This window comes from Sulfitobacter sp. PS-8MA, from assembly GCF_040933935.1.
In the GTDB taxonomy this organism is placed as follows: Bacteria; Pseudomonadota; Alphaproteobacteria; order Rhodobacterales; family Rhodobacteraceae; genus Sulfitobacter.
The window spans coordinates 1-16,210 of sequence record NZ_JBFQYJ010000008.1 but is presented as its reverse complement, the minus strand read 5'-3'; the positions used below and the strand labels follow the sequence as shown (position 1 = coordinate 16,210).

Annotated in this window: 17 protein-coding genes; 4 read left to right on the top strand and 13 right to left on the bottom strand. The window is 62.8% G+C overall.

From position 1 onward, the window contains the following. Positions 1 to 26 precede the first annotated feature (26 nt). Positions 27 to 920, bottom strand: a complete 894-nt coding sequence (locus tag AB4M76_RS18360; protein WP_368443597.1) for a 3-keto-5-aminohexanoate cleavage protein — start codon at positions 918 to 920, stop codon at positions 27 to 29. A gap of 148 nt (positions 921 to 1,068) precedes the next feature. Here AB4M76_RS18360 and AB4M76_RS18355 point away from each other — a divergent pair, with 148 nt between their 5' ends. Continuing rightward, positions 1,069 to 1,950 carry a GlxA family transcriptional regulator gene (locus AB4M76_RS18355; protein WP_368443595.1) on the top strand — a complete coding sequence of 294 codons (882 nt, stop codon included), beginning with the start codon at positions 1,069 to 1,071 and terminating at the stop codon, positions 1,948 to 1,950. 9 nt (positions 1,951 to 1,959) lie between these two features. On the opposite strand, the gene AB4M76_RS18350 is transcribed toward AB4M76_RS18355, so the two are convergent. The 8 genes from AB4M76_RS18350 to AB4M76_RS18315 are packed head-to-tail and all read right to left on the bottom strand — an operon-like array spanning position 1,960 to position 8,746. Then, positions 1,960 to 2,661 carry a GNAT family N-acetyltransferase gene (locus AB4M76_RS18350; protein ID WP_368443594.1) on the bottom strand — a complete coding sequence of 234 codons (702 nt, stop codon included), beginning with the start codon at positions 2,659 to 2,661 and terminating at the stop codon, positions 1,960 to 1,962. Then, the gene (menC, locus tag AB4M76_RS18345) at positions 2,658 to 3,806 is read right to left on the bottom strand and encodes an o-succinylbenzoate synthase (RefSeq protein ID WP_368443592.1); all 1,149 of its coding nucleotides are present in this window, start codon (positions 3,804 to 3,806) and stop codon (positions 2,658 to 2,660) included. The genes AB4M76_RS18350 and menC overlap by 4 nt, the downstream gene beginning before the upstream one ends. A 30-nt stretch (positions 3,807 to 3,836) precedes the next feature. Continuing rightward, complete coding sequence (locus AB4M76_RS18340; RefSeq protein ID WP_368443591.1) at positions 3,837 to 4,595, bottom strand: ABC transporter ATP-binding protein; 759 nt, start codon at positions 4,593 to 4,595, stop codon at positions 3,837 to 3,839. Beyond that, positions 4,592 to 5,326, bottom strand: coding sequence for an ABC transporter permease (locus tag AB4M76_RS18335; RefSeq protein ID WP_368443590.1), 735 nt, complete (start codon positions 5,324 to 5,326; stop codon positions 4,592 to 4,594). The genes AB4M76_RS18340 and AB4M76_RS18335 overlap by 4 nt, the downstream gene beginning before the upstream one ends. 1 nt (position 5,327) lies before the next feature. Beyond that, positions 5,328 to 6,035: an ABC transporter permease gene (locus AB4M76_RS18330; RefSeq protein ID WP_368443588.1), complete on the bottom strand. Its 708-nt coding sequence runs from the start codon at positions 6,033 to 6,035 to the stop codon at positions 5,328 to 5,330. Between the two features lie 30 nt (positions 6,036 to 6,065). After that, positions 6,066 to 6,851 carry an ABC transporter substrate-binding protein gene (locus tag AB4M76_RS18325; RefSeq protein WP_368443586.1) on the bottom strand — a complete coding sequence of 262 codons (786 nt, stop codon included), beginning with the start codon at positions 6,849 to 6,851 and terminating at the stop codon, positions 6,066 to 6,068. Then, the gene (locus tag AB4M76_RS18320; protein WP_368443584.1) at positions 6,838 to 7,818 is read right to left on the bottom strand and encodes a MurR/RpiR family transcriptional regulator; all 981 of its coding nucleotides are present in this window, start codon (positions 7,816 to 7,818) and stop codon (positions 6,838 to 6,840) included. The genes AB4M76_RS18325 and AB4M76_RS18320 overlap by 14 nt, the downstream gene beginning before the upstream one ends. A gap of 52 nt (positions 7,819 to 7,870) precedes the next feature. Beyond that, positions 7,871 to 8,746: a LysR family transcriptional regulator gene (locus tag AB4M76_RS18315; RefSeq protein ID WP_368443582.1), complete on the bottom strand. Its 876-nt coding sequence runs from the start codon at positions 8,744 to 8,746 to the stop codon at positions 7,871 to 7,873. Positions 8,747 to 8,828: 82 nt separating this feature from the next. On the opposite strand from AB4M76_RS18315, the gene AB4M76_RS18310 reads away from it, so the two are divergent. After that, on the top strand, positions 8,829 to 9,632 hold the full coding sequence (locus AB4M76_RS18310; protein WP_368443580.1) for a phytanoyl-CoA dioxygenase family protein: 804 nt from the start codon (positions 8,829 to 8,831) through the stop codon (positions 9,630 to 9,632). 211 nt (positions 9,633 to 9,843) lie between these two features. On the opposite strand, the gene AB4M76_RS18305 is transcribed toward AB4M76_RS18310, so the two are convergent. Then, positions 9,844 to 10,821 (bottom strand): ABC transporter substrate-binding protein, encoded by a 978-nt coding sequence (locus AB4M76_RS18305; RefSeq protein WP_368443578.1) that lies wholly within the window; start codon positions 10,819 to 10,821, stop codon positions 9,844 to 9,846. 263 nt (positions 10,822 to 11,084) lie between these two features. Between AB4M76_RS18305 and AB4M76_RS18300 the strand changes: the two genes are divergently transcribed. Both AB4M76_RS18300 and AB4M76_RS18295 read left to right on the top strand, forming a co-directional pair. Further along, entirely contained in the window at positions 11,085 to 11,435 is a 351-nt protein-coding gene (locus AB4M76_RS18300) for an MbcA/ParS/Xre antitoxin family protein (RefSeq protein WP_368443576.1), read from the top strand. Then, entirely contained in the window at positions 11,435 to 11,947 is a 513-nt protein-coding gene (locus AB4M76_RS18295; RefSeq protein WP_368443575.1) for an RES family NAD+ phosphorylase, read from the top strand. Before AB4M76_RS18300 ends, AB4M76_RS18295 begins: the two co-directional genes overlap by 1 nt. A gap of 6 nt (positions 11,948 to 11,953) precedes the next feature. Here AB4M76_RS18295 and AB4M76_RS18290 read toward each other — a convergent pair whose 3' ends face one another. The 3 genes from AB4M76_RS18290 to AB4M76_RS18280 all read right to left on the bottom strand — a co-directional run bounded on the left by AB4M76_RS18290 (position 11,954) and on the right by AB4M76_RS18280 (position 16,106). After that, positions 11,954 to 12,922: a bile acid:sodium symporter family protein gene (locus AB4M76_RS18290; RefSeq protein WP_368443573.1), complete on the bottom strand. Its 969-nt coding sequence runs from the start codon at positions 12,920 to 12,922 to the stop codon at positions 11,954 to 11,956. A 93-nt stretch (positions 12,923 to 13,015) separates the two neighbouring features. Beyond that, a complete protein-coding gene (locus AB4M76_RS18285) occupies positions 13,016 to 14,605 on the bottom strand; it encodes a gamma-glutamyltransferase family protein (RefSeq protein ID WP_368443572.1) in 1,590 nt (529 codons plus the stop codon). Continuing rightward, positions 14,589 to 16,106, bottom strand: a complete 1,518-nt coding sequence (locus AB4M76_RS18280; protein ID WP_368443570.1) for a tripartite tricarboxylate transporter permease — start codon at positions 16,104 to 16,106, stop codon at positions 14,589 to 14,591. The genes AB4M76_RS18285 and AB4M76_RS18280 overlap by 17 nt, the downstream gene beginning before the upstream one ends. Positions 16,107 to 16,210 lie beyond the last annotated feature (104 nt).

Below are 16,210 nucleotides of genomic sequence, written 5' to 3'. Positions count from 1 at the left end.
GCTTTGCGCCTTTTGTTGCGCCGGGTTTACCAGCGTTTCTTCAGGTTCAACTTGGCGCGCACCTCGGCCGGGGTCAGCAGGTTGACGTTCATCGCCGAGAGCATCGTCGCGGCCCGGTCCACCAGATCACCATTGGAGGCCGGCACGCCTCTGTCGAGCCAGATGTTATCCTCAAGCCCGACACGCACATTGCCGCCCGCCAGCACCGCTTGCGCGGCAAAGGGCAGTTGCATCCGCCCGATGGAGAACATCGAATAGCACCAGCCCTCGGGAATGTTGTTCACCATCGCCATGACGGAATTCAGATCATTCGGCGCGCCGTAGGGGATGCCCATGCAAAGCTGGACCAAGACCGGGTCGTCGATCAAGCCTTCGTCCACCAGCGTTTTGGCGAGCCAGAGATGGCCCAGATCAAAGACTTCGATCTCTGGCTTCACGCCCGCCGCCTGAATCCGCTGCGCCATGGCGCGCAGGGTGCCGGGGGTGTTGGTCATGACATAATCGGCTTCGGCAAAATTCATCGTGCCGCAATCGAGCGTGCAGATCTCGGGCAGCAGCTCTTCGACATGGACCAGACGCTCCGTCGCGCCGATCAGGTCCGTGGCGTCTTCGTTCAGCGGCAAGGGCGCTTCGGGGGAGCCGAGCACGATGTCTCCGCCCATGCCTGCAGTGAGGTTCAGCACCACATCGGTCCCGCTGTCGCGCACCCGCGCCACGACTTCGCGGTAGAACGCCGTATCGCGCGAGGGGGCGCCGGTTTCGGGGTCTCTGACATGGACATGGGCGACGGCCGCGCCCGCATTCGCGGCTTCCACGCAGGCCTCGGCAATTTCCGCTGGCGTTACAGGGATTTTGTCGCTCTTGGTGTGGCTCTGTCCTGAACCTGTCACCGCACAGGTGATGAATGTATCCCAGTTCACGTTGTCGCCTCCGTTCGCGTGATGTCTCGATGCGGCCATATTAGGAAATAAACGACTTCTATCTTGGCGTCATCGGCCATATTCTTTGCACATGTCGCCAGAACGCCCTTTTCAGTTAACAATTTTACCTTTCGACGGTTTCTCCAACATGGTGCTCGCCAGTGCGGTCGAACCGCTGCGCGCGGCCTGTGACATTTCCGGCAATCCGCTGTTTCACTGGCAGGTGGCCACCATGGGCGGCCAGCCGGTGCGCAGCTCATCCGGGATGCAGCTGCGCGCCGATCTTGCGCTGGAGGAGGTCGAAAGCGCCGACGCGCTGGTCATCGTGGCGGGATATGGGGTGCGGGAGCAGGCCGAGCCGCCACAGGTCCGCGCCGCCCTGCGCAGGGTGGCGCGGCGGGCCGACAGTCTGATCGGCCTCGACATGGGGGCGTGGATCATGGCGGCCTCTGGTCTGCTGCACGGGCGGCGCGCCACGGTGCATTGGTATGAGTTGGACGCCTTTGCCGAAGCTTTCTTGCAGGTCGATGTGGTGGCCGACAGCTATGTGGTGGACCGCGACCGGCAAAGCGCGGGCAGCGCCACCTCGGCCATGAGCCTGATCCTTGATCTGATCCGGGACCGAGCCGGGGATGCGCTGGCGCATGATGTGAGCACGCTGTTTGTCTATGACACGGCCGAGGCGCGGCGGGCTGACAGCGGCGCGCTCTCGCCGCGCTTGGGCCGGGCGGTGCGCTTCATGCTGAAATTCATCGAAGACCCGCTGCCGCTTGCCGCGATTTCCGCCCAGACGGGGGTTTCGCTGCGCTCGCTTGACCGTATGTTCCACCGCGAACTGGGGGTGTCTGCCGGGCAATACTATCGCCGTCTGCGGCTCAACCAAGCGCGCAGCCTCGCGATGGAAACCAGCATGCCGACCCATGAGATCGCCGCCCGCACCGGCTTTGGGTCCGCCGCCACGCTGGCGCGGGCCTTCAAGCTGCAATTCGGCGGCACGATCAGCGAGCTGCGCCGGGCGGAGCGGAGCTAGCCGCGCCGTCTAGCCTGCGGTTGCGCTCAATTGGTAGGCACAGGTTTGGGCATCGAAGCCGGTGATCCGCAGACCCTGGGCAAAGGCGGCGGTCATCTCCGCCCGCACGCGCAGTCTTTCTGCGATTGCGCGTTCCAGCTCATCGGCCAACAGAGCGCCGAAATCCTGCGGTATCACAATCTTCTGCGCGACATCCGCCGCCGCTTCCTGCGGCGCGGCAAGCGCCCAATCCGCGATGATCCGGTCCGAGGCGACGCCCGCGTTGATGCCCTCCATCTGGCCATAGTAATCCGGCAGATAGACCTGCGCGGTGGCCCCGAGCCGCGCGATATTGAGATTGGCGTTGATGCGGCGCAGGGGGTCGAATGTCCAACGCACCGAGGTGATCCCCCGCGCCAGACACCAGTCGCGTTGATACCATTTCAGCCGCGCGCCCAGCCCCAGCCCCCGGCTGTCGGGGTGCACGGCAAGCCGGTGGGAATGCTGCACCTTGGGGTCGCTGGTCGGAAAGCCAAAGAGGAACCCGAGCATCCGCCCCGCCACAAAGGCCCCGGCAACCAGCCCGCCCTCATGCTGGATCGCCAGCATCAGGTCAGAGTTATCCGCCGGGTCATCCTTGCCCCAGACGGTCCGCTGGAAGGCTTCGGCCTGTTTCAACTCGGCCACGCCGTCGAGTTCGCGCAGCACCACATCTGTCTCTGCGGCGGTCATGGGCGGATCACTTCGGAATGGCTGGTGACGGTTTTCATATAGTCCCGATCAAGCGTGACCCCGATCCCCGCGCCATTGCCGGGCACCGGCATTTCGCCTCCCGCCGCCTCCAAGCGCTCGTTGATGATGTCGCGTTTGAAATAGCGGCTGGCGCTGGAAGTATCGCCCGGTTTGGTGAAATTCGCCAGCGTGGCGAGGTGGATGTTATGCGCCCGGCCAATGCCCGCTTCCAACATCCCGCCACACCAGACCGGCGCGCCGAAGGCGGCGCTGACGTCGTGGATCGCGCGGGCCGCCGCAAAGCCGCCGACGCGCCCGACCTTGATGTTGATGACCCGCGCCGCCCGCATCTCCAGCGCCTTGCGCGCGTCGACCGCGTTGCGGATGCTCTCATCAAGGCAGATGGCTGTCTTCACCGCCGCCTGCACCTGCGCATGGTCGTGGATGTCGTCAAAGGCGAGAGGCTGTTCGATGTAATCGAGGTCAAATTCGTCAAAGCGCCGCAGCAGGGCGAGGTCTTGCAGCCCGTAGTCGGTATTGGCGTCCACCGTCAGTTTGATGTCGGGGTAGCGGGCACGCACGGCGTCGAGCAGGGCCACATCATGGCCCTTGGCGATCTTCAGTTTGGTGCGTTTATAGCCCGCCGCCTGCGCCTCGGCGATCAGCTCCAGCGTCAGATCAATGCTGCCGATCCCGATGCTCACCCCCACATCCACCGCATCGCGCATCCCGCCAAGGGCGGCTTTCAGCGGGATGCCGAGGCTCTTTGCCCAAAGATCCCAGAACGCCATTTCAACCACCGCTTTCGCCATGCGATTGCCGCGCCAGGGGGCAAGGATCGGCTCCAGCTCATAGGGCGAGGCAAAGCGTTTGCCGACGATCTGCGGCAGCAAGACATCGCGCAGAAAGGCCATGGCGGCGGGGATCGTTTCTTCAAGGTAGTCGGGCACCTCATCCATCACCGCTTCGGCGATGCCTTCGATGCCCGCGCCCTTGAGCACCAGCAGCGGAAAGGTCTTGTCGGTCAAGGTCTGGTTGGAGATCACGAAAGGGGTGATGAGCGGCAGGCTGACGACATGCAGTTCCGCCGCTTCGATCAGGATGCCGCCGCCGGTAGCTCCGGGGCCTGTGTTATGCTGTGACATGGAAACTCACTTGGTCAAAAGGGCAGGGCGTTATTTCACGGTCGCGATGAAACGCTGAAAGACGTCCGTTTGCGGGTTGGTGAACATCTGTTCAGGCGCGCCGCGCTCGGCGATGCGGCCCTGGTGCAGGAACACCACTTCGGAGGAAACATCGCGGGCAAATGCCATCTCATGGGTGACGACGATCATCGTACGCCCTTCGGCGGCGAGCGATTGCATGACTTTCAGCACCTCGCCCACCAGTTCAGGGTCGAGCGCGCTGGTCGGCTCATCGAATAGGATCGCATCCGGCTCCATCGCCAGCGCCCGGGCAATGGCCACACGCTGTTGCTGCCCGCCGGAGAGCTGCGCGGGATACATATGCATCCGCTCCTTCAGGCCGACCCGTTCCAGCAGCGCTTCGGCCGCCGCGCGGGCCTCCGCCTTGGCGGTCTTCTTCACCTGCACCGGGCCTTCCATCACGTTTTCCAACGCGGTGCGGTGGCTCCAGAGGTTGAACTGTTGAAACACCATGCCAAGCCGGCTGCGCACCGTCTCGATATGCCGGGCGTTCAGCGGCTTGCCGTCGCGCACCTGGATTTCTTCACCATGCACCGTGACCGTGCCCGAGGTCGGTGTTTCGAGGAAATTCAGGCAGCGCAGAAAAGTGCTCTTGCCCGAGCCCGAAGAGCCAAGGATCGAGATCACATCGCCCTGCCGCGCCTCAAGCGAGATGCCTTTGAGCACCTCGACCGAGCCAAAGGATTTACAGATATCCTCGGCTTTCAGAATAATATCGGCCTCGCTCATGGCTTTGGTCCTTCCGGGGGAGAGAGTATGGAACGGCCCGCGCGGTGGGGGCCGATGTGACGGCTCAGACGCGCCTCGCCCTGCCGCCAGAGCAGCACGAAGATCGCCGTGATGCAGAGGTAGATCAGCGCCGCCCAGAGGTAGATCGAGAAATCGAATGAGCGCGAGAAGATCTGCCGCGTGCGGCCCATGATATCGAAAACGGTGACGACGCTGGCCAAGGCACTGGCTTTCATCAGCAGGATGATCTCATTGCCAAGCGCGGGCCATGCGATGCGGTAGGCATGGGGGAAAGTCACCCGGCGCAGGATTTGCAGCCGCGTCATGCCGATGGCCTTGGCCGCCTCAACCTCACCCCGCGCCACGCCCATGATGCCGCCGCGCAGGATTTCGGTTTGATAGGCGGTGGAGTTCAGCGCGAAGGCCATCAGGGCACAGTTGAACGGATCGCGGAAAAACCCCCAAAGCCCCCAGTCCTGCAGGAACGGGCGAAACTGGCCGGAGCCGTAGTAGATCAGGAACAGCTGCCCCAGGATCGGCGTGCCGCGCATGAAGGAGATATAGAGCCGCAAGGGCGCCTGTGCGACGGGCGAGGCATTGGCGCGGATCAGGGCGAACCCGGGCGAGAAGAGCGCCGCGATGAGCGCGCCCAGAAAGGTCAGCTTGATGGTCATCAACGTGCCATCCAGCAGCCGTGGCCAATAGGTAAGCATGATATCGAGCGGGTTCATGTCAGACCCTCCGAATGCCGCGATTGGCGCGGCGTTCCATATAGGCCAGAACCACTTCCGACAGCAGGCAGAGCGCCCAGTAGATGAGGCAGGCCAAGAGGTAGAAGGTGAAGGGCTGTTTGGTCACCCCCACCGCGACTTTGGTCATCCGCATCAGGTCGTCCAGCGCGATGATCGAGACCAGCGCCGTGTCCTTGAGCATATTGATCCACAGGTTGCCGAGCCCGGGCAGGGCAAAGCGCCAGACCTGCGGCAGACGGATGCGAAAGAAGATCTTGCGCGGCGACATGCCAATGGCCCGGCCCGCTTCCATCTGCCCTTCGTCGAGCGATTGAAACGCCCCGCGCAGCACTTCGCCGGCAAAGGCGCCAAAGACCATGCCAAGCGCCGTGACCCCGGCGGCAAAGGGGCTGAACTCGATATTGGTGCTGCCGGGATTCCACCAGGCCGCCAGCTTGTTCAGCAAGAGCCCGACGCCATTGTAAACCACGAAAAGCGTCAGGATCTCGGGCAACCCGCGCATGATCGTGGTGTAGCCAAAGCCGATGGCCCGCAGCCCCGCGTGGCGGGACATGGAGGCAAAGGCCGCCGCGAAACCGATCAGCAGGCCCACGGGAAGCGTCACGATGGCAAGTTGCATCGTGATCGCCAAACCCGCGAGGATTTCATCCCCCCAGCCGGCATCGCCGTAAGAGAGCAACTCAAACATAAAAGGCTTCCGATTGGGGGGAGGTCGTCATCATTTCATCGTGTAGACGTCGATGTCGAAATACTTGTCGTTGATGGCCTTATAGGTGCCATCCGCGCGCATTTCGGCCAGCGCGGCGTTCAGCTTCTCGCGCAGCTCGTCGTCTTCCTGACGCAGCGCGATGCCCACGCCTTCGCCGACAAATGCCGGATCGGTGATCGGCTCACCGGCCAGTTCGCAGCAGGCGCCATCTTCGGTCTTGGTGGTCCAATCCAGCATCGGCAGCATGTCGCCCACCTGCATGTCGATCCGACCGCTCGCCATGTCGAGGTTGACCTCATCCTGGGTCGGGTAGAGGCGCACATCGGCGTCGGGGTAGGTGGCTTCGATATAGTCGGCCTGCGTGGTGCCGGACTGCGCGCCGATGATCTTGTCGGCAAGCGCCTCATTGGTGAATTCGGTGATGTCCGACCCTTTGGGCACGACGTTCGTCATCGCGGCAAGGTAATAGGGATCGGTGAAATCCACCTGTTTCTTGCGCTCTTCGGTGATGAACATGGAGGCGATGATGAAGTCGTATTTATTGGCCAGCAGACCGGGAATGATCCCGTCCCAATCCTGCGCCACGACCTCACATTCCTCGCCGATCCGCTTGCAAAGCTCCTGCCCGATCTCAACGTCGAAACCGGCAATCTCGCCGTCCGCTTCGATGTAGTTGAAGGGAGGATAGGCCCCCTCGGTCCCCAGCCGCAGCGGCTCGGCAGTGGCGGCGGACAGGCCGGCGGCCAAGGCCAGGGTCGAAAGCGCCGTGGCCAGTTTGAATCTAGTGGTCATCATCTTCACTCCTGTTGGGGTTTTGGGTATGATTTTTGCGTTTGGCACCCTGCCGGGCAGGGCGGTCGACATGGCCGGTAAAGCGACCATAGAGATCGGCGATCCGGTTGAGCCGGCTCTCCACCTCGGACCCCAGCTTTAGAAAGACGCTATGGATCAGCAGGTTGGACAGGCTCGCCATCTGGGCTGTCGAATCCCAGAATTGGTTGAACTGCGTGGGCACCGCGAAAACCTGATCTGCCGCCTCATGGCCCCAGTCGCAGAAGACATCCGTGATCAACGTCACCGTTACCCCCGCCGCGCGGGCCTCATGGGCGAGGTCCTTGGCCAGCACCGAATAGCGCCGCGCTTCGAATATCACGAGATGGGCCGGGCGCGCGGTCAGCAGGACTTCGGCAAAGTTCCCGCCTGCGAGGTCGAGCAATGTGACACCGTCGCGGAGATATTGCATCTGGTTGGCGAAATACTGCGCCAGACCGCGTTCGGTCTGAAACCCGGCCACAAAGACCTGAGGCGCCTGCGCCAGACGCTCGGCCTCTTCTTGCCATTCGGCACTGCCCGCCAATTCATAGATGCCGACGAGCGCGGCAATCTCCAACTGTAGCCCTTGGTTAAGCGCGGCGCTGTCGACACCGCCGCCGCTGCGCATCTCTTGCAGCCGGTCGGACATCAGCCACGGGTCATCGCCCATATCGTGCTTGAGGTGATCCTTCAGATCGCGAAAGCTGCCGTAGCCGATGGACCGGCAGAACCGCCCGACCGTGGCTTCGCTCACCTTGACCGTGCGCGCGATGCTTGCGGCGGTCTCAAACGGCAGCCCCCCCCAAGAGTCCAGCATATAGCGCGCCAGAAGACGGTCGGCTTTCGACCCGTCCTCCAAGGCGCCTTCAAGTTGGGCTCTGATCGAGGGTTGCAACAGGGTCTCTCCAAGGTAATCTCCTGGTGAGTTTGAAATATAACTTTCATTCATGTCAACTATGAAAGTTACCCTTCATCCCCCCGTGCGGGGCGTGGCGCTTCGTTCAGGGGGCAGCAATCGCCTCGACAACCTCCGATATGAAGGGATCAGCCTCGGCAGGGTTGGCCCAGAGCAGCATGACATCCGCCCGTGCCTCTGCCGTGGTGATGGGGATTGTCACCAGCGGCTGGCCGTCGTAGCTGACATTGGTCGGCGGGTTTGAATAGCTGATCCCGACGCCCGCCCCGCTCGCCGCCAGAGAGCGCATCATTTCAAGCGATGACGTCTTATGCCGCACATCGGGCCTCAGGCCCAACTCGGCCAGCAGGTTGCGGATATAGCCAAAGGATAATTCTTCCGCAGACAGGATCAGCGGGCAATCGTTCAACTGGCGCAGATCGACCTCGGCATGTGCGGCCAGAGGGTGGTCCAGTGCGACAAAAACCACCGGGGCCACCTGTTTGATCTTGCGCCGCCCGAAGCTGGCATCAAAGCCGATATCATAGGTGATCGCCAGATCGACCCGGCCCTCGCGCATCTCGCGCGCCAATTGGGTGAACCGCCCCTCATAGGCCCGAAACTCTGCCGCCGGGAAGCTGTCGCTCAGCCCTGCGAGGGTCTTGGTCAGATACCATGGGGCGAGATCTTCAAAACATCCCAAGACAAAAGGCCGCGCGCTGTCTGGCAGACGTTCAATCGCCGCGGCGGCGTCGATCACGCGGCGGGCCTGTTTCACGAACCGATGCCCGAATGGCGTCAGCGTCGTGGCGGAGCCCTTGCGGCGCGCGAAGATCTTGCGCCCCATCTTGGCTTCGACATCCTTGAGCGCGATCGACAGCGAAGGCTGCGAGATATGTACCGCCACCGCGGCCTCGGTGATCGAGCCCGCATCCGCGACCGCAATGACATATTCATATTGGCGCAGGCTGATAGATAGCATCCGACTATTCATTTTATTGCTAGATATTATTTCAGCCTATTAGGCAGGGCCGCTAAGGTCCAGCAGGAAAGAGGAGGCCAAGATGAACCCATTGATCACAGAAGCGCAGATTGACGCGTTCCAGAAAGACGGCGTGGTCCTTGTGAAAGGACTGTTCAAGGATCACATCGAGACGATCCGCGCCGGCATTGAACGCAATATGTCCGAACCGGGACCCTATGCCGCCGAGAACCTCAAGGAAGGCGAAGGCGGTCGGTTCTTCGATGACTATTGCAACTGGTCCCGCATTCCGGAGTTCGAGGAGGTGATCCGCAGCTCGCCCGCTGCCGAGGTCGCCGCTGATCTGATGGGATCGACCCAAGTTCAGCTGTTCCACGACCATGTGCTCGTCAAGGAGCCGGGCACCTCAAAAGCCACGCCATGGCATCAGGATGGCCCCTATTACTTTGTCGACGGGATTCAAAACGTCAGTTTCTGGTCGCCCATGGACCCGGTAAAGGGCAACAGCCTGCGCTGCGTTGCCGGCAGCCATGCTTGGGAAAAGCCGGTTCTGCCAACCCGCTGGCTTGCCGAAACCAGCTTCTACCCGGATGACGACAAATACATGCCGGTTCCCGATCCGGATGCCGAGGGTATGGAGATCAAGGAATGGGAGATGGAGCCGGGCGATGCGGTCGCCTTCAACTACCACACCCTTCACGGCGCGCGCGGAAACACCACCGAAAACCGCCGCCGTGCATTCTCGCTCCGGCTCGTGGGGGATGATGCGCGCTATGTCGAGCGGCCCGGCCCGACCTCTCCGCCGTTTCCCGGGCATGGGATGAAGCCGGGTGAAAAGCTGCGCGAGGACTGGTTTCCAACAGTCTTTCGGCGCGCGGCGGGCTGAGGCTGCACCCTGACAGAGGCGCAGGGCAAAGAAAAAGGGCGGCTGCCATATGGCTGCCGCCCTTTGGGACAGGTTGAGGAAAGGCGTTAGGGCAACATAACTAGGCTTATCGGCCCGATGCCCCGTCCGCTGCGCCTTGGCGAAATCCCTGCCTCACCATCGGGCAACCCCTTCGGTGACGCAGGGAGATAGCCGCAGCAAACCGCCGGGCTTATTCGCTGAGCAGTGCCGAGAGTTTCTCGCGCGCCTCATCGTTGATCCAGTCGCGCCAGATCGGCTTGTTGTTCATCAGGAAATGCACGGCGGCTTCTTCGGCGGAGGCGTTGTTTTCGTCTTTCCAGGCCAGAAGCGCGCTCATTTGGCTGGTCTCAAAGCTGATGTTGCTCATCAACTCGGCGATCTCGGGGTTTTCCTCGACAAAGCTTGTCGTGGCGACCGTGTAAACGAGGCTTGGCGGGTAGGCGCTCGGCTCCGGGTTGACGACATCCTCGTTCAGATTGCCTTTATGCGCGTCCAGATCGACGTCCCCGATATCGACCATCGTCATGTCGAACCGACCCATGAGGGCTGTCGGCTCCCAATAGTAGCCGAACCACGGTTCGCGGGCCTCATAGGCCGAGGCCAGGGACGCGGCCAGGGTTTCGCCCCCGCCGTGGTCAAAGACTTCGATACCCGCTTCCTCAAAGCCGTAGGAGCGGGCGATGTTGCGGTTGATGATGCTGCAGACCCAACCGCCGTCGGGGCAGTTGTTAAAGCGGTTGCCGACCAGTTCGGGATTGTCCAGAATCCCCTGGATGGTCTTAAGCTCCGGATGTTCCTCGGCCAGATAGGTGGGGATCCACCAGGCTTCCAACCCGCCGGGTTGCAGCACTTGGGTCAGGTCCACGATGACGCCGTTTTCCTTCAGCTTTTCATAGGGCGCCCCGGCGGAATTGACCCAGAGCTCGGTGACGATGTCAGGCTCGTTGTTTTCGGCCAGCGACGTCAGCGCAGGGATCGTGTCAGAGGGCACCCGCGTGACGTCGCAGCCGTAGCCTTGCTCCATCAGGAAGGTCGCGATCTCGGTCGTGATGATTGCCGAGGAGAAGGTCATTTCGGTAATGCTGACTTCACCGCAGTCGGCGGCAGCAATGCTGGGGGCCGCACCTGCAAAGGCCGCAGCGGACAGCAAAAGGGTGAATTTATTCATCGTGGAGTCTCTCCCGTTGTTTTTCTTGGTGGCCGCAGAGAGCATCGAACGGACAAAGGCACATGTCGCTGTTGTCTGCCCAAGCGGCGTTTTTGTGTCTTTGGATCATGACATTGCCCGACAGAAAAGACCACAGTTTGAATGTCAAAAGCCCGGCATCTTTTGCGGCCCTGCCCCCGCTGGCCCTCGCCCGCTGCCCCGCCAGCCTTGATAATCGGCAATATTGACGCTATATAATGTCAGGATAACTGTGAGGTAGCACCATGCATATCGCGAACTTTGCTGAAGGCGGGCAATTCGAGCCCAAGAAAATCGCGTCGGCTCTATGTACCTCCGCCGAGGAGATCGCCCTGACGGTGGGTCTGGGCAAAGACGCGGTGCAGCGGCGAGCCCGGATCAGCTCCAGCAAAACACAGCGCCGCCTGCGCGAGTTGGTTGAGGTGCTCAATAAGGTCGAGCCGCGCTTTGGGTCCGAGCTGATGGCCTATGCCTGGTATCGCTCCGAACCGCTGGCAGGCTTTGATGGGCGCACCGCGATGCAGCTTGTGCAGGAAGGCAAGGCGCAGCAGGTCTTGGAATATCTCGATGCGGTAGATGCGGGTGTCTTTGCCTGATGGCTTTGCACGCCGGGCGTTTTACCGGGCCGCTCTATCGGGCGCTGAACCCCGTCTATGCCCGCGACCCGCTGTCGGGCCGGGGCGCGGAACTCTATGGCGGGCGGTTCAACGCCCAAGGGGTGCCGGCGCTCTATACCGCGCTTGATCCCGCCGGCGCGCTGCGCGAGGCCAATCAGGCGGGCAGTTTGCAGCCGACCATTCTGGTTTCCTATCGGGCGGAGCTGGGCCCGATTTTCGACACCCGGGACCCGGCCTCTCTTGGGCCTTATGCGATGACAGAAGACGCGCTTGCCGATCCGGGCTGGCGGGCAAAGATGCTGGCCGGCGCGCCCGTCCCGACGCAGGACTTCGCGGGCAGGCTGATCGCGGAGGGTTTTGCGGGGCTGCTGATCCGAAGCTATGCGAAAGGCGCCACCGCCCACGATCTCAATATCGTGTTGTGGCGGTGGAGCGGGGCCGAATGCAACCTCAGGGTCGTGGATGATGAGGGCCGCCTGTCACGGCTTTGACCCATTCTACGCCATGGCCTGCGCGGCCTTTTGCTGCGAGAAATAGGCGCAGACCAGCAGTTGCAGCATGTGGAAGATCATCAGAGGCAGCACGATCGCGCCAACCGTTTCCGGCGCAAACAGGGCGCTGGCGATCGGCAGGCCGGAGGCGAGGCTTTTCGTCGAGCCGCAATAGAACAGCGCCGCGCGATCTGGCGCGGGCAGGCCGCAGACCTTGCCCGCCAGCACCATCGCCCCCATGGCGAGCGCGAGAAACACCACGACAACGCCGGAAATGACGGCCAGATCGCCCCATGACACCGTGGCCCAAAGGCCCGAAACCGTCCCGGCAGAGAAAGCCGCATAGACGATCAACAGGATCGAGCCCCGGTCGACGGTCATGCTCAGCAGCCGGTGCCGCCGGATAAAGCCCCCGATCCAAGGCATCGCCACTTGCCCGAGCACAAAAGGCAGCAGGATCTGCGTCGCGATTTTCACCACGGCGTCAAAGCCGACCCCGCCGCCATCCTGCTGCAACACCAGCGCCACCAGCGCGGGGGTCAGCACGACACCCAGCAGGTTCGACAAGGAGGCGGCACAGATCGCCCCCGGCACATTGCCCCCGGCGATGGAGGTGAAGGCGATGGACGATTGGATCGTCGAGGGTAGAACCGCCAGAAACAGAAAGCCAAGCACCGCCGTGGCGCCGAGCAGCGGGCCAAAGAGCGTGACCAGCAACAGCCCCAGCAGAGGAAAAATCGCATAGGTGGCGATCAGGCTCAGCCCTTGCAGACGCCAGTTCAGCAGCCCGGCCCGGATCGCACTGGGGTCAAGCTTGGCACCATAAAGGAAGAACAAGAGCGCCACCGCCCAGAAGGTGACATCCTTGAGCAGCGCGGCGGCGAGCCCCTCTGCGGGCAGGACCACGCCAAGCCCGACGGTTCCAAGCAATACGAGCATGTAAAGATCGATCCCGATCTTGGAGAGAAAACGCATAAAGCACCTTAAAAAAATTGAGCGGACGCATAAGAATGCGCCCGCCTTTTCGGCAAAATGTGACAGGGCGCCCCCGGGGCGCCGCGTTCCGGATCAGAAGCCGGCGGCCTGACCGTCCTTGCGCGGATCGGAACCTGCCATGTAACCGCCTTCGGGCAGGCGCGCAATCAGCTGCGCGCCGCCAAAGCCAAAGGCGTTGTCGGGTGCTTCGACCTCGATGCGGTGGCCGAGCCTGCGCAGCCCGTCGATCAAGGCCACCCCCATGCTCGGCTCGCAGGCCACATCCAGGCCGGAAATTGTGCGCCAGCGCGGCGCGTCTGCGGCGACCTGCACATCCTGCTCCCAGAGCTGCGTGCGCAGCAGCAGTTGCAAATGCCCCATCGCCTGGATCGGGCCGCCCATCATGCCGTAGGCCATCAGCGGCGCGCCGTTCTTCATGGCAAAGCCGGGGATGATCGTGTGGAAGGGCCGCTTGCCCCCCGCCACTCGGTTCTGATGCCCTGCCTTGCAGGTAAAGCCAAAGCCGCGGTTCTGCATCGAAATCCCCGTGCCCGGCACCACCACGCCCGAGCCGAAGCCGGCGTAGTTCGACTGGATGAAGCTCACCATCATGCCGCTCGCGTCCGCCGTGCTCATCAACACGGTGCCGCCGCGCTTGGGCGCGCCCGCGCCAAAGTCCTGCGCCTTGTCGGCCGCGATCAGCGCGGCGCGGGATTTGAGGTAGTCGGGGTCGAGCAGTGCGGTCTCGTCGACCTCGTTCATATGGTCGCGGTCCCCGACAAAGGCGTGCAGATCGGCATAGGCAAGCTTGACCGCCTCCATCTGCAAATGCACCGCGGCGAGATCGTCAGGGCCGTGGTCGCGGATATCGGTGTGCTGCAACATGCCAAGCGCCATGAGGGCTGCGATGCCCTGCCCGTTTGGCGGGATCTCATGCAGTTCCACATCGTCAAAAGACTGGCTGACGGTGCCGCACCAGTCGAGCCGATGCGCGGCGAGGTCTTCGACGGTCATCGCGCCGCCATTGGCCTTGGCGAAAGCCGCGATTTCTTCGGCCAGCTCGCCTTCGTAGAAGGCTTTGCCCTTGGTCTCGGCAATCAGGCGCAGGCTGCGCGCGGCACCGGGGTTGCGGAACCGCTCCCCGGCTTGCGGCGTGCGGCCACCGGGCATAAAGCATTCGGCGAAACCGGGCTGTTTGCCCAGCACCTCGGCCCCCTTTTCCCACAGCCGGGCGATCACCGGGGAGACGATGAACCCCTCTTCGGCATAGCGGATTGCGGGGGCGAGCACGGTGGCGAGGTCGAGCGTGCCGAATTTTTCCGACAGTTCCACCCAGGCGCTGACCGCCCCCGGCACGGTGACACTGTCCCAGCCGTGCTGCGGCATCCCATCGGGGAAACGCTCGGGCGACCAGGCCGCAGGCGCGCGGCCCGAGGCGTTGAGCCCGTGCAGTTTCTCGCCGTCCCAGAGGATGCAAAAGGCGTCGGAGCCAAGCCCGTTGCCGGTGGGCTCGACAATCGTGAGCGCGGCGGCGGTGGCGATGGCGGCGTCCACCGCATTGCCGCCCTGTTGCAGGATCGTCAGACCGGCCTGCGTGGCCAGGGGCTGCGAGGTGGCGACGACGTTTTCGGCCAGAACGGGCGAACGGCGGGACGGGTAGACGGGATCATGACGCAGGCGCATCTTCGGTCCTCTCGGTTGTTTGATTTTTCTTCAGATGGGCGCGCACCGCCCAGCCGATGGACAAGACAGCCGCCAGCAGAAACAGCAGACTGATGGGCCGCGTGAGAAACAGCGTTGGATCACCGTCGGTCATCAACGCCCGGCGCAGGTTGGTTTCCGCAATCGGGCCAAGGATCACGCCGAGCACCAGCGGCGCCAGCGAATAGCCCAGGGCGCGCAGCGTGTAGCCCGCCACCCCGATAAAGCCGAGCAGGTAGAGATCGGTCACCCGGTTGTTCAGCGCAAAGGACCCGACGACGCAGCAGGTCATCACCACCGGCACGATCAGCCATTTCGGCACCGAAGCAACCCGCAAAAACACCCGCAACGACAGGACCGAGACCACCAGCATCATCAGCGAGGCCACGGCCATGGCGATGAACATGCCGTAGACCAGATCGCCGTGATCCATAATCAGCCGCGGCCCGACGGAGATGCCATGCACCATCAGCGAGGCCATCAGGATCGCATCGACAGCCGAGCCGGGAATGCCCAGACCGATAAGCGGGATCAGCCCCCCGCCCGCCGTGGCACTGTTGCCCGCTTCCGACGCGACGACGCCGTCGGGGTGACCATTGCCGAACGCTTCGGGCGTTTTGGAGGCGCGTTTGGCCTGATCATAGGCCACAAGGTTGGCGATCGACCCGCCCGCCCCCGGCAGCGCGCCGATGAGCACGCCGACGATGGACGAGCGGACAAGGTTCACCGGGCGCATCAGCACCTCTTTCATCACCTTCCAGGTCTGAAAGTCGATGGCCCCGGTGACCAGCGCATTGCCAGAACGCACCGATTTGGCGTCCTCGACCTCGGAGACCAGCTGCGAGATCGCGAAGATACCGATCAAGACGACAAGGAAGGGCAAGCCCGCCGTGAGCATCTCGATCCCGAAATCAAAGCGCGGACGCCCCATGATCGGATCACTGCCCACGGTGGAAATCGCCAGACCGATCAGCCCCGCAAGGATGCCCCGGATCACACTGTCGCCGACAAGGCTGGCAACGATCGTCAGGGCAAAGACAATAAGCGAGAAATACTCCCAAGGCCCCAGCTTGACCGCGAACATCGCCAAGGGCGGTGCCGCGACGATCAGCACGACGGTCGATAGAATGGTGCCAAAGAAGGAGGCCCAAACCCCGAGCGACAGCGCCCGCCCGGGCTCGCCCCGCCGCGCCATTGGGAAGGCGTCAAAGGTGGTGGCGACCGACGACGGCGTGCCGGGAATGCCCAGAAGTGCGGCCGAAATCAGCCCGCCGGTATAGCCGCCCACATAGACCGAGAGCATCACCGCGATGCCCTGCAACGGCTCCATGGCAAAGGTCAGCGGCAGGGTCAGCACGATGGCCATGGTCACGGTAAAGCCCGGGATCGCCGCCGCGATGATCCCGGCGATGGAGCCGGCGAGCATGTAGATCAGCGTCGACAGGGTGAAAATCTGCGACAGGCCAGACAGGAAATCTTCCATCTCAACGGCCTCCGCGCGGCAGGAACACGTTAAAGACCTCGGCAAAGAGCCAGTTCAACCCGAAGGAAAAGACCACGGCCACGATCACGGCGATCACCATGGTT

What these genes read in the sequence shown, in the direction of transcription:
- AB4M76_RS18355 (WP_368443595.1), top strand. Translation starts at nt 1,069, where the DNA reads ATGGTGCTCGCCAGTGCGGTCGAACCGCTGCGCGCGGCCTGTGACATT.
- AB4M76_RS18350 (WP_368443594.1), bottom strand. Translation starts at nt 2,661, where the DNA reads ATGACCGCCGCAGAGACAGATGTGGTGCTGCGCGAACTCGACGGCGTG.
- menC (WP_368443592.1), bottom strand. Translation starts at nt 3,806, where the DNA reads ATGTCACAGCATAACACAGGCCCCGGAGCTACCGGCGGCGGCATCCTG.
- AB4M76_RS18340 (WP_368443591.1), bottom strand. Translation starts at nt 4,595, where the DNA reads ATGAGCGAGGCCGATATTATTCTGAAAGCCGAGGATATCTGTAAATCC.
- AB4M76_RS18335 (WP_368443590.1), bottom strand. Translation starts at nt 5,326, where the DNA reads ATGAACCCGCTCGATATCATGCTTACCTATTGGCCACGGCTGCTGGAT.
- AB4M76_RS18330 (WP_368443588.1), bottom strand. Translation starts at nt 6,035, where the DNA reads ATGTTTGAGTTGCTCTCTTACGGCGATGCCGGCTGGGGGGATGAAATC.
- AB4M76_RS18325 (WP_368443586.1), bottom strand. Translation starts at nt 6,851, where the DNA reads ATGATGACCACTAGATTCAAACTGGCCACGGCGCTTTCGACCCTGGCC.
- AB4M76_RS18320 (WP_368443584.1), bottom strand. Translation starts at nt 7,818, where the DNA reads ATGAATGAAAGTTATATTTCAAACTCACCAGGAGATTACCTTGGAGAG.
- AB4M76_RS18315 (WP_368443582.1), bottom strand. Translation starts at nt 8,746, where the DNA reads ATGCTATCTATCAGCCTGCGCCAATATGAATATGTCATTGCGGTCGCG.
- AB4M76_RS18310 (WP_368443580.1), top strand. Translation starts at nt 8,829, where the DNA reads ATGAACCCATTGATCACAGAAGCGCAGATTGACGCGTTCCAGAAAGAC.
- AB4M76_RS18305 (WP_368443578.1), bottom strand. Translation starts at nt 10,821, where the DNA reads ATGAATAAATTCACCCTTTTGCTGTCCGCTGCGGCCTTTGCAGGTGCG.
- AB4M76_RS18300 (WP_368443576.1), top strand. Translation starts at nt 11,085, where the DNA reads ATGCATATCGCGAACTTTGCTGAAGGCGGGCAATTCGAGCCCAAGAAA.
- AB4M76_RS18295 (WP_368443575.1), top strand. Translation starts at nt 11,435, where the DNA reads ATGGCTTTGCACGCCGGGCGTTTTACCGGGCCGCTCTATCGGGCGCTG.
- AB4M76_RS18290 (WP_368443573.1), bottom strand. Translation starts at nt 12,922, where the DNA reads ATGCGTTTTCTCTCCAAGATCGGGATCGATCTTTACATGCTCGTATTG.
- AB4M76_RS18285 (WP_368443572.1), bottom strand. Translation starts at nt 14,605, where the DNA reads ATGCGCCTGCGTCATGATCCCGTCTACCCGTCCCGCCGTTCGCCCGTT.
- AB4M76_RS18280 (WP_368443570.1), bottom strand. Translation starts at nt 16,106, where the DNA reads ATGGAAGATTTCCTGTCTGGCCTGTCGCAGATTTTCACCCTGTCGACG.